We start from the raw sequence: 14,241 nt of genomic DNA on the forward strand, positions 1-14,241 counted from the left end.
GGATGAAGCCCTGGCCCTCTGGGTCAGGGCTGGCTTTCGACGCACTATACCCTCCATGTATACACGGCATGTATAGATGCCGTGTATATCGGACCGAAAGGCATCGATGTACGGCAAGGCATTTGCCCCGGAGTACCAGGGCGCCCTGACCAATCTGTCCGTCAACTCCTCGCTCAGCGATGTGCTGGCCGCGGGCACCGAGCAGCTGCGGGCGGCAGAGCGCGCCGGGGAGCACGGCGAGGCGGCGCGCTCCGGGCTCGCGGTCGCCGAGGCGCACCGCCGACTGGGGCAGGTCGGGGATGCCGACCGGGCGTGGAAGGCGAGCTACCGCGCCGCCCGCGAGGCCGGTGACACGGCGGCGATGGCCTGGGCGCTGTGGAGCGGCGGCACGCTGGCCCGGCAGCGAGGCGCGTTCCCGCTGGCCCGGCGGCTGCTCCAGCTCGCGGCGGATCTTGGCGAGCGCGGCGGCGACATCGTCGTACGCGGCTACTCGCTGGCGGGGCTCGCGGAGACCGGCCGGATCCAGGGCGACTACGAGGCCGTGCACCGGCTGCACGAGCAGCTGCTGGCCGAGGCGCGGCGGCGCGGTGAGGCGCGGCACACGGTGTGGGCGCTGGAGGGCATCGCGCAGATCCATCGCAACACCGGGTCGTACGACACGGCGTACGACCTGTTCGAGGAGGCGGCCGGGATAGCGGAGCGTGCCGAGGACCGGCGCGGTCATGCCTGGGCGCTGCGCGGGCTCGCCGATATCGTCTCCGTGCGCGACGGGGACGTGGAGCGGGCGCTGGCCCTGCTGTCCGAGGCGGAGACCACGTGCCGTGCGATGCGGCTGACCAGCGCCCTGGCCTACAACCACAAGATGCGCGGCAACGTCCTCTATCGCGCCGGACGTCACGCCGCGGCCCGCGCCCTGTACGAACAGGCGCTCGCGGAGTTCCGCGCGATGAGCGAACCGCGCGGGGAGGCGCTGTCCCGGCTGGGCCTGGTCAAGTCGCGGGCCCAGCTGGGGCGCGACCGTGCCGAGACGGCCGCCGAACTGGCCGAGCTGGCCGGGGTGTTGGAGCGCATCGGGCTGCGGCACGCGCGGGAAATGGTGGCGCGGGCACAGGAGGAGTTCTGCGGCACGGAGGGCGTTGCGGCCGGGTCGGGCGCCTCGGAGATGGCCGCCGCGGGTGCCGGGGCAGGCGCCGGAGCGGTGGTCGTACGGTGACCGCGTTCCCCTCGCCGGTCCGGGCTCCACACGACGCCCGCGAGGCCGCCTCACCGACGCACTCCGCGTCCGACACCCGCCAGACCGTCTCCCCGCCCCACACCGCCACCGACACCGACAGCAGCCGGACCACGTCCGCCTCCCCTCAAGCCGCCCCTTCAACCCACTCCGCCTCCGACGCCCACCAGGCCACCTCCCCGCCCCACACCGCGTCCGACACCCCTCGCCCCGCCTCCCCGCCCCAGGCTCCGGCTGACGTCCGCCGGGCCACCGCGTCCGCGCACGCTTCGGTCGATGCCCGCCAAGTCCTCGGCCGCTGCCGGGCATTGGTGCAGCCCGCGCTGCGGGAGGCGGTGGGGCGGACCCACTCGTGGGTCGGTGAGATGGCGGCGTACTCCTTCGGCTGGTGCGAGGTGGGCGGGGCGCCGACCACCGGTTCCGGCGGGAAGGGCGTACGGCAGGCGCTGGCCGTGCTCGGTGCCGAAGCGGTAGGTGCGTCCGGCGGTGTGGCGGTCCCCGGGGCGGTCGCGGTGGAGCTGGTGCATGCCTTCTCGCTGCTGCACGACGACATCATGGACGGCGACACGGACCGGCGCCGCCGCCCCACCGTGTGGAAGGCGTACGGCACGGGGCCCGCCGTCCTTGCGGGCGACGCGCTGTTCGCGTTGGCCGTCGAGACGCTCGCCGCGGCGCCGGCCGGACCTCGGGCGGTGCGGCAGCTGTCCGTGGCGTTGCAGGACCTGGTGCGCGGGCAGGCTGACGACCTGCTGTTCGCCACGCGCCCGTGGACGGGACCGGAGCGGGTGCGGCCGGACGAGTACCGGGCGATGGCCGAGCACAAGACGGGCGCCCTGCTGGGCTGCGCGGCCGCGCTGGGCGCCCTGCTCGGCGGTGCGCCGCCCGCTACCGTCTGCGCTCTCGACCGTGCGGGACGGCATCTGGGCGTCGCCTTCCAGGTGGTCGACGATCTGCTGGGCATCTGGGGCGACCCGGCCGTGACCGGCAAGCCGGTGTTCGGCGATCTGCGGGAGCGGAAGAAGACGTTCCCCGTGCTGGCCGCGCTGGACTCCCCCGCGGCCGGGCGTCTGCGCGCGCTGCTGGAGTCGGACGCCGGTCCCGGTGAGGTGGCCGCGCTGATCGAGGAGTCGGGCGGCCGGTCGGCCGCGCTGGCGGAGGCTCGGCGCCAGGTGACCGCCGCGCAGGCGGCTCTCGCCGATGTGCCGCTGGAGGCGGAGACCGCAGAAGCACTGAGATCGCTGATCGACTTCTTGGTGCGGCGCGATCAGTGAGACCCTGAAGGCTCGGTTCACATCCGTACGGCGGTGATGTCAGCGGCACCGTCTGTGCCTCCGGTGGCGGAACCCGGTTGACCGGCGGGCCCGCCCGCGTCAGGGTGCGAAGCGGCGCGGATCACCGCCCCGCGCCGGGAAGGTGACTGCCTTGATCGGGATCCCGGACGTCGAAGCCGCGGCCGACGTCATCGCCGGACATGTCGTGCGCACCCCGACGGTACCCAGCCCCGGTCTGTCGGCCCTGCTCGGTGTGCCGGTCACGGCGAAGCTCGAACTCCTCCAGCGCACCGGCTCGTTCAAGGCCCGCGGCGCGACGGCGAAGCTGCTCTCGCTGAGCGACGCCCAGCGCGCCGCCGGGGTCGTGGCGGTCAGCGGCGGCAACCACGGCATCGCCCTGGCGATGACGGCCGCCGTCCTGGATGTGAAGGCCACCGTGGTGATGCCGCGTTCCGCGCCCGCACGGGCCGTCGAGATCGCCCGGGACGCCGGAGCCTCGGTACGGCTGACGGAGGACATGGCCGGCGCGTTCTCCCTCGTCACGCGGCTGCGCGACGAGGGGCTGACGCTGGTCCACCCCTTCGACGACCCCCTGGTGATCGCCGGGCAGGGCACGGTCGGTCTGGAGCTCGACGAGGACGCCGGTGACCTCACGGACGTCCTCGTCAGCGTCGGGGGCGGCGGGCTGATCGCCGGTGTCGCGGTGGCGCTGCGGGCCCGCCGTCCGGACGTACGGATCTGGGGCGTGGAGACCGAGGGCGCCGAGGCGATGTCCCGGGCGCTGGCGGCGGGCGGTCCGGTGCCGGTGGCGCTGTCGTCGATCGTGTCCACGCTCAGCGCGCCGAGCGTGTCACAGCTGACGTACGACCATGTGTCCGCCCTGGTCGACGAGGTGCTCGTGGTGCCGGACCGGGAGGCGGTGCAGGGCGTGCTCGATCTCGCCGAGCACGCCAAGCTGTGGACCGAGCCGGCCGCCGGCTGTCTGCTTCCCGCCGCCCGGCGGGTGCTGGCGCGGGTCGGGAACGGCGCCCGGGTCGGGCTGGTCGTGTGCGGGGGCAACGCGACGACCTCGGACGTGTCGCGCTGGGCCGCGGATTTCGAACTTCGCTGAATCGTCCCGGCTCAATTCCTGCGCCTTTTCACGAGCTTACTCGGGCGTCAGATAGCAAATGAAAAGAAACGCACCTTGGTTGAAGTTTTCGTTGAACGCTTCCCGTGACGCCTCGCGTACTTCCTGTGGGAAATGAGAACACGGGGTTCAGCGAGGGATGACCATGGTCAAGGCAGGTGTCTCCACAGCCGAGTTGGTCGCCGGAAGGTATCGGCTCGTCGATGTCGTGCATCGCGAGACGAACCGCGTCAGTTACTACGGCGAGGACATCGAAACCGAACGCACGTGCCTCCTCACCCAGGTCGGTCTGCCCGAGGATCCCGGCCCGGACGACCGGCGCCGGGCGGCCTCCCGGATCCTGCGGACGTCCGAACGGATCGGGCTGCTGCGGCCGGGCCGGGTCGCCACCGCCCTGGACGTCGTCGAGGAGTCCGGGAGTCTGTGGATCGTCACCGAGTGGGTCGACGGCACACCGCTGGGCGAACTCCTCGCCCAGCAGGGCGCGTTCAACTACGTGCGGGCCGCCCGCATCGGCCTCGAACTGCTCGACGTGCTGGAGGCCGCGCATGTCGCGGGCATCACGCACGGCGAACTGAGCCCGGGCCAGGTGTTCGTGCGCCACGACGGCTCCGTCGTCGTCACCGGCTTCGGGCTGGCCGGCGCGACCCTCGCACCCAGGGTCGCCGCACCGTCGTACGCGTCCCCGGAGCAGGCCCGCGACGAGCGCATCGGGCCGGCGTCCGATCTGTGGGCGCTCGGCGCGATCCTCTACACGATGGTCGAGGGGCGCCCGCCGTACCGCGAACGGGACCGGCCCGAGGCCACGTTGAAGGGCGTGGACCGGCTTCCGCTGCGCGCCCCGGTGCGGGCCGGGCCGCTCACCCAGGCCGTGCAGGGGCTGTTGCGCAAGGACTCCCGGGAGCGGCTGAGCAGACCGGTGGTCCGCGACGCGTTCGTGCGGGTCCTCAGCGAGGACCCCGAGGGCGCCCTGCAGGAGATGCCGCGGCCCCGCATGCGCGGCCGGTGCCCGGTCGGACCGGCCTGGAGCAGACGCGCCATGGTCGCCGGAACGGCGCTGGCGGTGGTGACCGTCGCGGCGGCCGTCCTTGTCGCGACCAACGACTGGCAGGACGACCCGGGCCCGTCGGCGGCGGGCACGGCGCCCAGTCCGTCGGCCTCCGCCGGGGCGCCGACCGGCTCGTCGGCCACTCCCCCGACCGGCTCGTCCGCCACTCCCACGGGCACCCCGTCCCCCACGGGCAGCCCCTCCCCCACCCGGGAGCCGGGGACCCCGACCGCTTCCCCCACGGGCAACGCCCTGCCGCCCGGCTACCGCACGTACAAGTCGCCGGAAGGCTTCTCCGTCGCCCTGCCCGAGGGCTGGCAGCCGCTGCGCACCAAGCGCGCCTCGGACCTGGCGTACCGCGTGTTCTTCAGTGCCGACGACGATCCGCGCAAGCTGGCGATCACCTACAGCGAGCGAGTGGGCCCGGACCCCGTCGCCGTGTGGCGTGACGACGTCCAGCCGGGCCTTGAGGAGTGGAGCGGGTTCCGGCGGATCGGCGACATCGAGGCGACCACGTATCAGGGGTACAAGGCCGCCGACATGGAGTGGCTCTCCGAGAAGGACGGCACCCGGGTGCGCACCTTCGGCCGCGGTTTCGTGGTCGCCGAACACCGCGGATACTCGCTGCGCTGGACGACCCCGGAGGACGACTGGGACGACCCCGGGAACCGGGAGGCCCTGGATGTGTTCCTGCGGACCTTCCGGGTTCCCGGGGACTGATCACCTCGGCCCGCGGGGTGCGCGCATCGCCCGCAGGGGCAGGGAGTGCAGCGGGTCCGTGCGCCAACTCGCCTTGAACGTACGGTCCTTGAGCGAGCAGGTCACATCCAGGTGGTGCGGGGTCTCCAGGAAGGCGACGTCCACGGCGAGGGTGTCCGTGCCGGTCCAGCCACCGCTCACCGCGGTGGGCACGGGCTCCTCGGTGACGGTCCAGCCGGCCTCGCCGAACCGCACCGGCAACGGGTGACCGTCCTCGGTGAGCGTCAGCGTCCAGCCGTCCGCGCCCGGTGCGAGGTCGATCGCGGTCAGCTTGGGCAGGTGCCCGCAGACACCGCCGTCCGGGGTGAACGCGGCGGCGGACCAGGCCTCCGCCCGCTCCGGCGGTGCGGGCTTGCCGACCGCGGGTTGCAGTGCGAGGCCGGCCAGCCGCTCGGCCAGGGCCGCGTCCGCCTCCTCGCCGCCGGTCACGGGCGCGGCTCGGAACGCGGGCAGCAGATGTTCCCAGACCATGTTCAGCAGGGTCTGCATGTCCCAGGTGTCCGCGGTCGTCGCGATCACGACGTCCTGCTCGGGCAGCACGATGCAGAACTGGCCGAAGGCGCCGTCGCCGCGATAGCCGTGCCGGGACATCCAGAACTTGAAGCCGTACCCGCGCTGCCAGTCCTCCCCGGGCATCGCTCCGGCGTTCGGGATCTGCGGCCGGGTGGCCTCGGCCACCCACCACTCGGGCAGCAGCCGCTCGCCCTCCCACACCCCGCCGCTCAGATACAGCTGGCCGAGCCGGGCGATCGCGTCGGTGGTGGCGTGCAGTCCGCTGAAGCCGAGCTCCCGGCCGGAACGGTCCGTCAGCCAGGCGACGTCGCCGATGCCGAGCGGATCCAGCAGGCGCGGCCGCAGATACTCGGTCAGCGACTGGCCGCTGACGCGCTGGATGATGGCCGAGAGGGCGAAGGTGGCGGACTGGTTGTACGCGAAGACCGTGCCCGGGTCGTGGGGCGGGGGTACCAGGAGGAAGCCGCGCACGAGGTCCTCGCGGTCCCGTTCCCGCGCCTCGAAGAGGGTGTCGGTCTCATGTCCGCTGGCCATGGACGCCACGTGCCGCACGAGCATGGCGCGGCTGCGCGGATCGGTGATCTCGGCCTCGAACTCGGGGAAGTACGAGATCACCGGGTCGTCGAGCCGAATCAGCCCCTCGCCGGCGGCGATACCGACGGCGGTCGAGGTGAAGCTCTTGCTGATCGAGTAGAGCAGATGCGGACGGTCCTCGGCGTAGGGCGCCCACCATCCCGAGGCGACGAGGCGGCCGTGCCGCAGGATCATCAGGCTGTGCGGCTCGATGTCGGGGGTGGTTTCGAGGTCGTCGAGGAAGGCGAGGACACCGGAGGCGTCGACACCCTGGGCGGCGGGAGTACTCGAAGGCAACGGGCGAACACTCATGCGGGCATCCTCTCTCGGGACCGGGCGCCGATCGAGGGAATAAACGCTGCAGGGCCGTGGATATAGGCTGCGTCTCTGCACTTCTGCAGTCCGACCAGCCCTTTCCAGGAGAGTCATCCGTGACCCTTGCGTTCGTTCCGCCCGAGACGTCCCCCGCGACCCAGGCCCCGCTGTCCGACCTCGTCGCCCGGGACGCGCGTGAGTTCGGGGTCTACGCGCGGACCGGAGGGTGGGCCTTCGGGCTGATGGTGGCGCGCAGCGTGCGGCCCGGCGGGCAGGGTGCGGGCGAGACGCCGAAGGTGTCCGCGAAGGAGTTCGCCGAGCTCGCCGGATGCTCCCCCGACCGTGTCATGCGCTACTACAAGGCCTGGGACCGGGCCGCCGACGACGGTCTCGTCCCGCACTTCGAGGCGCTCGCGCCGGGCCAGGAGGTGGAGCTGCCGGACGCCGACGTGTGGCTCAGCTACTACGTCTCCCGCAACAGCGCCACCTCCGAGCGCGGCACCGCCATCACCGAGGCCGCCGAGGCGGAGGGCATCCGCCCGACCAAGGCGCTGGAGGTCGCCGAGAACCCCACCGCGCTGCGCGCCGCGATCCTCGCCGACCCCTCGACGGCCCGCGCGGCCCGTCAGGCGCTCCTGGACCGGGTGCGCGAAGACCCGGACCTGCAGGCCGAGTTGGCGCGTGACGTGGTCCGCACCGAGGAGCTGAAGAAGGCCGTCGCCGGAGAGAACCGGGCCGCCGACCGGATCGACTACGTCCGCCAGATCGCCGAGTCCGGACAGATCAAGACGCCCGCCGGGCAGACGGTCGACGCGCCCGTCGACCTGCGCCAGGAGGCCGAGCGGCATCTGTCGCTGATCGACGAACTGGAGGACGACGAGGACACCGGCGAGTGGGCCACGGAGGCCTACGGCGCCATGAAGTCCCTGGTCGTCGAGGCCGTGGAGGCCGACCCGGAGCTGCGGGTGCAGGAGCGGCGGACGAAGTTCTACAGCAGCCTGCAGAAGGCGACGAAGGTCTTCGAGGAACTGACCTTCGACGATGTGCAGGAGTTCGTCGAGGACGACATGGTCCAGCAGCTGGAGGAGCTCCAGCAGGCCATCGCCACCTGCATCTCGGCATTGCGCGGGACGCAGCCAGGCCCCGCGCGGGCGGAGTAACCGGCTCGGACGGCCGAGGCGCCGCCGTTCACTGCGTGTGGCGGTGGCGCACCCACAGCGGGACCACGAACCAGCACACCAGGTACCAGACGACCACGCCCGCGACCAGCCAGGGCACATAGCCGTCGTGTGTCGCGACCCGCAGGATCAGCAGGAGTGCGCCCACCATCACGGCGAGCAGCAGAAGCAGGCCGACGACGGTCAGCCGGGAGGCCCATTCCACGGCCTGCGGCTTGATGCGGCGCCCGGACACCAGACGGTGCAGGGACACGGGGCCGATCAGGGCGCCGGTGGCGGCGGCGCCCAGGACGACGGTCACGATGTAGATGACCTGGTCGGTGTCGGCGAGGGTGTCGTACTTCGTCGTGAACACGACGGTGAGCAGGAAGCCGAAGAGGATCTGTACGCCCATCTGGGCCACGCGGACCTCTTGGAGGATCTCTCCCCACATGCGGTCGGCGCGCTCCTCCTCGGTCTCGTCGCGGCCCGTGCGCTGTTCCTGCTCGGTCATGCGGGTACGGGTAACCCCGGCGCATCGCGCTCAAACGGCGGGGCTCCGGGACCAGCCGGGTGGCCGTTCCCGGAGCCGTACGCGTCTACCAGCGGTTTTCCACCTGGTCCTTGATGCGCCGGTCGTAGAGGTCCTGGATCGCGGCGAGTGTCTCGTCCGACAGGTCCGGCAGTGCGGCGGCGGCCGCGTTCGCGCGGGCCTGCTCCGGCGAGCGGGCGCCCGGGATCACCGTGGTCACGCCGGGCTGCTGGATGATCCAGCGCAGCGCCAGCTGGGCCGGGGTGAAACCCCCGGGGGCGAGGGCGGCGAACTCGACGGCGGCCTCCACTCCCGACTCGTAGTCGACGCCGGAGAAGGTCTCGCCCTGGTCGAAGGACTCGCCGTGCCGGTTGTAGGTGCGGTGGTCGTTCGCCGGGAAGACGGTGTCCTTGGTGTACTTGCCGGACAGCAGGCCGGAGGCCAGCGGGACGCGGGCGATGATGCCGACTCCGGCCTCCCGCGCGGCGGGCAGCACCTCGCGCAGCGGCTTCATGCGGAACGGGTTGAGGATGATCTGCACGCTGGCCACGCCGGGCCGGGCGATGGCGGTCAGCGCCTCCTCGCAGGTCTCCACGCTGACGCCGTAGTGGGCGATGCGCTCCTCCTCGACCAGGGTGTCCAGGGCGTCGAACACCTCGTCCGTCGAGTAGACCGGCGTCGGCGGGCAGTGCAGCTGGACCAGGTCGAGGCGGTCCACGCCGAGGTTGCGCCGCGAACGGTCGTTCCAGGCGCGGAAGTTGTCGAGGACGTAGTTCTCGGGGATCTGGTCGACCCGGCGGCCCATCTTGGTCGCCACGAAGATGTCCAGCTCGGGCCTGCCGCGCAGGAACGTGGCGATGGTCTGTTCGCTGCGCCCGTCGCCGTACACGTCGGCGGTGTCGAAGAAGGTCACCCCCGACTCGACCGCCGCCTGAAGCACCGAAAGGGCTTCCTTCTCGTCGACGTCTCCCCAGTCGGCGCCCAGCTGCCACGTTCCGAGACCGACGACGGATGCCCGCTGACCCGACCTACCGATTACACGCTCGTCCATGGCGTCAGTGTGTCATTCGCCGGGGCGGATGCGCGGAGCGGCCCCCTCCACTCCGCTTCCTGTGAATCCGTCACCCACAAGAGTGAATCAGCTCGGCGGGCAAGCGCTTGCCGTCCGGGCCGATCCTAGCTTGGGCCTGTGATCGACGACGTCAGCCGCAGAGGCTTCCTGCGCACCACCGCCGCCCTGGCCGCCATACCGGTCCTGCTCCCGGCCGATCCGGCCGTCGCCGCACAGGAGTTACCGGACTTCCCGACGGAGGTGGCGCTGTACCGCTCGGCGTACCGCAACTGGGTCGGCGAGATCACCGCCGACGGGCTGTGGGCCTGTGCTCCGGCCGACCCGGACCAGGTGGTCGCCGCCGTCAACTGGGCCTGGCGGCACGGCTGGCGGGTCCGCGCGCGGGGCGCCTCGCACGGCTGGTCACCCCTGACGATCACGCGGGGCACTCCGTCGGACGCGCCGGTCCTCCTCGTCGACACCGCCTCCCATCTCACCGGGCTGTCCCTGGAGTCGGCGAACTCCGTGCGCGCCTCCACCGGCGTCACTCTGGAGGCCCTGCTCACCCACCTGGAGGGGCACGGCCTGGGCGTCACCGCCGCGCCCGCGCCCGGCAACCTCACGCTGGGCGGCGCCCTGGCCATCGACGCGCACGGCACGGCCGTACCGGCGCGGGGCGAACACCGGCTGCCCGGGCACACGTACGGCTCGCTGAGCAATCTGGTGCTGTCGCTGACGGCCGTCGTCTGGGACGAGGCCAGTGGCGCCTACGTACTGCGGACCTACGACCGTGCCGACGCGGACTGCGCGGCGCTGCTCACCCATCTGGGCCGGTCCCTGGTCACCGAGGTCGTGCTGCGGGTGGGCGCGAACAGCAACCTGCGGTGCGTCAGCCGTACGGACATCCCGGCCGGTGAACTCTTCGCCGCGCCCGGCGACGGGGGACGCACCCTGGCGAGCCACCTGGACCGGGCCGGGCGGGTCGAGGCGATCTGGTTCGCGTTCACCGAGTTCCCGTGGCTGAAGGTGTGGAGCGTCTCCCCCACCCGGCCGCTGACTTCACGGCATGTCACGGGGCCGTACAACTACCCGTTCTCGGACAACGTCCCGCGCCCGGTGGCGGAACTGGTCGGGCGGATGGTGTCGGACGGGGCCTGGTATCTGGCGCCGGTGCTCGGCAACGCGCAGTACGACGTGGCCGCGCTCGGGCTGGTGACGACCCTGTCGGCGGACATCTGGGGGCCGTCCAGGAACACGCTGCTGTATCTGCGGCCGACGACGCTGAGGATCGCCACGAACGGCTGCGCGGTGCTGACCAGCCGGGCCCAGGTGCAGCGTGTCGTCGCCGAGTTCACCGCCTTCTACCGGGAACGGCTCACTGCGTACGCCGACCGGGGGCACTTCCCGGTCAACGGCTCGCTGGAGATCCGGGTGACCGGTGTGGACGATCCGGCGGACGTCGGCTCGCAGGGGGCGCGGACCCCGCTGCTGTCCGCGCTCCGGCCCCGGGACGACCGGCCCGAGTGGGACACCGCCGTGTGGCTGAACATCCTGACGCTGCCGGGGACGCCGTACGCGGAGGCGTTCCTGCGTGAGATCGAGCAGTTCATGCTGCGCACCTTCGACGGCGGGTACGCCATGCCCCGGGTCGAGTGGTCGAAGGGCTGGGCCTACACCGACGAGGCCGCCTGGAGCGACGACGAGATGCTGGACGCGGTGGTGCCCGGCTCCTTCGGGGAGGACGTGTGGGGGCAGGCGTCCGGGGCCCTGGACCGGCTGGACCCCCACGGGGTGTTCGGCAACGCCTTCCTCGACCGGCTGTTCCGGTGAGGTACGGCTATCTGCGGGACGTCAGCGCCCTGGCGTGCACGGTGCGGGCGACCTTCGGTCCGAGCCAGCGCTTGAGGCGGCGCAAGGCCTCCAGCTGTCCGGCCGCCCGGTCGAGCCGGTAGTACAGCTGGGGCGGTACGTGGGGCAGCAGGGGTGAGTGGCGCTGGCCCAGCAGGGCGAACATCTGCCGCGGGGGCAGGTCGATGTAGCGGGGCAGGTTCTCGTACCACTGAGCGCTGTAGCGGGCCGCGCTCTGGACGGGCAGGAGGGCCTGTTTGCGGGCCCGTTCGTAGTGGGCGAGGGCCTGCGGGAGCGAGGCGTGCTCGTGCAGGGCGTCGGCGAGGGCGATGGCGTCCTCCAGGGCCAGGGTGGTGCCGGCACCGATGGAGTAGTGGGTGGTGTGGGCGGCGTCGCCGAGCAGGACGAGGTTGCCGCGGTGCCAGGTGCGGTTGGTGAGAGTGCGGAAGGTCAGCCACTGCGCGGTGCCGTCGGCGCCGGAGCGGCCGATGAGGGGGTGGCCGTCGAGGACGGCGGCGAAGAGCTTCTCCAACAGGGCCAGTCCGGCGGCCTCGTTCGCGGTGTCGAGGCCCAGGCCGGTCCAGGTCTCGGGGGCGCACTCGACGACACAGGTGCCGGCCTCGGGGCCGAAGCCGTAGCCGTAGCCGTAGCACCAGATCCAGCCGTGCGCGGTCTCGACGAAGGCGAAGGTGAAGGCGTCGAAGGCCTTGCTGGTGCCGAGCCAGGCGTAGCGGTTGCGGCCCGCCATGAGCCTCGTGCCGAAGTGGTCGGCGTGGCGGGTGCGCAGGGCGCTGTGGACTCCGTCGCCGGCCACGACCAGGTCGGCGGCGGGCAGGGTGTCCGGGGTGATCCGGTGCTCGAACTCCAGCCGTACGCCGAGTGCGCGGGCGCGCGCGGTGAGGATCTCCAGCAGCCGGTGGCGGCCGATGCCGCGTCCCTCGTCGCCGGGCCGACGGGTCGTCAGGTCCCGTACGTGGGCCACGCCTTCCCGCCACTGGACCGAGCTCTCGTCGATGGCGCGGGCGGATTCGGGGTCGTGCTCGTGCAGCGTGTCCAGCAGGGTGCGCCAGTAGGTGACGCCCCAGCCGTAGGTGGCGCCCTCCGGGTCGCGTTCGTGGACGGTGACGTCGTGGGACGGGTCCCGCAGCTTCAGCAGGATCGAGAGATACAGGCCGGCGGGTCCGCCGCCGACGCACGCGACCTTCACACACACCCCTGAAAATTGCTCAAAGCGGTCATTTCGGCATCGCAGGGTAGCAGGGCGGGTGCGTCGATCCCTGGCGTTTTGAATCGCGCCAGTTTCCGCGGGTGAGACAGACCACGAAGGACCCTCCCGCCCACCAAGGACCACCGGGAACGCGATCCCCAGGAGAAGGAATTGCTCATTCCGGGGATACGCGGGCGCCGTCCACAGCAAGATCACCCTCGTTCAAACTTGCACGACATGTGACTAATTGTCCGGATCGGAGCCAACCACTACCGACCGATTTCTCCCGCTCTCCTCGGTCCGGATAGGCATACGGAGTCCTCAACCGAACGCACCATCGAACGAACCCAGGAGGTCCGTATGCCGGAACTCAGCCGTCGCCGCGCGCTCACCGCCGCGGCCGCCCTCGCCACCGCGGCCGGCGTCCCGGCGGTCACCGCCCTCACCGCGTCCGCCGCCGAGCACGACCACCACGCCCCGACGTCCTTCGACGAGGTCTACAAGGGCCGCCGAATAGCGGGCCGGCCGGTCTCGGGCGGCGGCCACGAGCATCACGGCGGCGGATACGCCGTGTTCGTCGACGGGGTCGAGCTGCATGTGATGCGCAACGCCGACGGCAGCTGGATCAGCGTCGTCAGCCACTACGACCCGGTGCCCACCCCGCGCGCCGCCGCCCGCGCCGCCGTGGACGAGCTGCAGGGCGCCGCACTCCTGCCCTTCCCCGCCAACTGACCTGCCGTACCCGCACTTTGGAGCACCAGCGACCATGACCGTCCGCAAGAACCAGGCCGCCCTGACCACCGACGAGAAGCGCCGATTCGTCGCCGCCGTCGTGCAGTTGAAGCGCAACGGCCGCTACGACGAGTTCGTCACCACGCACAACGCCTTCATCGTCGGCGACACCGACAACGGGGAACGCACCGGCCACCGTTCACCGTCCTTCCTGCCCTGGCACCGCAGATTCCTGCTCGATTTCGAGCGCGCGCTGCAGGAGGTGGACGCCTCGGTCGCGCTGCCGTACTGGGACTGGACCACCGACCGCTCGACACGGTCCTCGCTGTGGGCGCCCGACTTCCTCGGCGGCACCGGGCGCAGCCGCGACGGACAGGTCATGGACGGCCCGTTCGCGTCGGCGTCCGGCAACTGGTCGATCAATGTGCGCGTCGACGGCCGTACGTTCCTGCGCCGCTCCCTCGGCACCGCCGTACGGGAACTGCCGACACGGGCCGAGGTGGAGTCCGTGCTCGCCATGCCGACGTACGACATGGCGCCCTGGAACAGCGGGTCGGACGGCTTCCGCAACCACCTCGAAGGGTGGCGCGGCGTCAATCTGCACAACCGGGTGCATGTGTGGGTCGGCGGGCACATGGCGACCGGGATGTCGCCCAACGACCCGGTGTTCTGGATGCACCACGCCTATATCGACAAGCTGTGGGCGGACTGGCAGCGTCGGCACCCCGACTCCGGTTATGTGCCGACGGCCGGGACGCCGAACGTGGTCGATCTCAACGACACGATGAAGCCTTGGAACGACGTGCGTCCCGCCGACCTGCTGGACCACACCGCGTACTACACGTTCGACGCGGCCTGAGTCAGGCCGGGCGGCT

At 71.8% G+C, this 14,241-nt stretch carries 12 protein-coding genes; 8 read left to right on the forward strand and 4 right to left on the reverse strand.

Features of this window, described 5'->3' with window-relative positions:
- Positions 1-106: 106 nt before the first annotated feature.
- The 4 genes from POF73_RS23380 to POF73_RS23395 all read left to right on the forward strand — a co-directional run bounded on the left by POF73_RS23380 (position 107) and on the right by POF73_RS23395 (position 5,399).
- Entirely contained in the window at positions 107-1,213 is a 1,107-nt protein-coding gene (locus tag POF73_RS23380) for a tetratricopeptide repeat protein (RefSeq protein ID WP_272118814.1), read from the forward strand.
- 353 nt (positions 1,214-1,566) lie between these two features.
- On the forward strand, positions 1,567-2,502 hold the full coding sequence (locus POF73_RS23385; RefSeq protein WP_443049616.1) for a polyprenyl synthetase family protein: 936 nt from the start codon (positions 1,567-1,569) through the stop codon (positions 2,500-2,502).
- A 151-nt stretch (positions 2,503-2,653) separates the two neighbouring features.
- Positions 2,654-3,613, forward strand: a complete 960-nt coding sequence (locus POF73_RS23390) for a threonine/serine dehydratase (protein WP_272118643.1) — start codon at positions 2,654-2,656, stop codon at positions 3,611-3,613.
- A 157-nt stretch (positions 3,614-3,770) separates the two neighbouring features.
- Positions 3,771-5,399: a serine/threonine protein kinase gene (locus POF73_RS23395; RefSeq protein ID WP_272118645.1), complete on the forward strand. Its 1,629-nt coding sequence runs from the start codon at positions 3,771-3,773 to the stop codon at positions 5,397-5,399.
- Here the strand turns inward: POF73_RS23395 and POF73_RS23400 are convergent, their stop codons facing one another.
- Positions 5,400-6,836 carry a serine hydrolase domain-containing protein gene (locus POF73_RS23400; RefSeq protein ID WP_272118647.1) on the reverse strand — a complete coding sequence of 479 codons (1,437 nt, stop codon included), beginning with the start codon at positions 6,834-6,836 and terminating at the stop codon, positions 5,400-5,402.
- A gap of 119 nt (positions 6,837-6,955) precedes the next feature.
- Between POF73_RS23400 and POF73_RS23405 the strand changes: the two genes are divergently transcribed.
- Complete coding sequence (locus POF73_RS23405) at positions 6,956-7,999, forward strand: hypothetical protein (protein WP_272118649.1); 1,044 nt, start codon at positions 6,956-6,958, stop codon at positions 7,997-7,999.
- Between the two features lie 28 nt (positions 8,000-8,027).
- On the opposite strand, the gene POF73_RS23410 is transcribed toward POF73_RS23405, so the two are convergent.
- Both POF73_RS23410 and POF73_RS23415 read right to left on the reverse strand, forming a co-directional pair.
- Positions 8,028-8,510 carry a DUF6328 family protein gene (locus POF73_RS23410; RefSeq protein WP_272118651.1) on the reverse strand — a complete coding sequence of 161 codons (483 nt, stop codon included), beginning with the start codon at positions 8,508-8,510 and terminating at the stop codon, positions 8,028-8,030.
- Between the two features lie 85 nt (positions 8,511-8,595).
- Positions 8,596-9,579, reverse strand: a complete 984-nt coding sequence (locus tag POF73_RS23415) for an aldo/keto reductase (protein ID WP_272118653.1) — start codon at positions 9,577-9,579, stop codon at positions 8,596-8,598.
- 138 nt (positions 9,580-9,717) lie between these two features.
- Between POF73_RS23415 and POF73_RS23420 the strand changes: the two genes are divergently transcribed.
- Entirely contained in the window at positions 9,718-11,409 is a 1,692-nt protein-coding gene (locus POF73_RS23420; protein WP_272118655.1) for a cholesterol oxidase substrate-binding domain-containing protein, read from the forward strand.
- Positions 11,410-11,416: 7 nt separating this feature from the next.
- On the opposite strand, the gene POF73_RS23425 is transcribed toward POF73_RS23420, so the two are convergent.
- Entirely contained in the window at positions 11,417-12,634 is a 1,218-nt protein-coding gene (locus POF73_RS23425; RefSeq protein WP_443049608.1) for an FAD-dependent monooxygenase, read from the reverse strand.
- A 360-nt stretch (positions 12,635-12,994) separates the two neighbouring features.
- Here POF73_RS23425 and melC1 point away from each other — a divergent pair, with 360 nt between their 5' ends.
- Positions 12,995-13,366: an apotyrosinase chaperone MelC1 gene (gene melC1, locus POF73_RS23430; RefSeq protein WP_272118659.1), complete on the forward strand. Its 372-nt coding sequence runs from the start codon at positions 12,995-12,997 to the stop codon at positions 13,364-13,366.
- Positions 13,367-13,400: 34 nt separating this feature from the next.
- Positions 13,401-14,225, forward strand: a complete 825-nt coding sequence (gene melC2, locus POF73_RS23435; protein WP_272118661.1) for a tyrosinase MelC2 — start codon at positions 13,401-13,403, stop codon at positions 14,223-14,225.
- The last annotated feature ends 16 nt before the right edge of the window (positions 14,226-14,241 follow it).

Source organism: Streptomyces sp. HD (genome assembly GCF_028369295.1).
Taxonomy (GTDB): domain Bacteria; phylum Actinomycetota; class Actinomycetes; order Streptomycetales; family Streptomycetaceae; genus Streptomyces.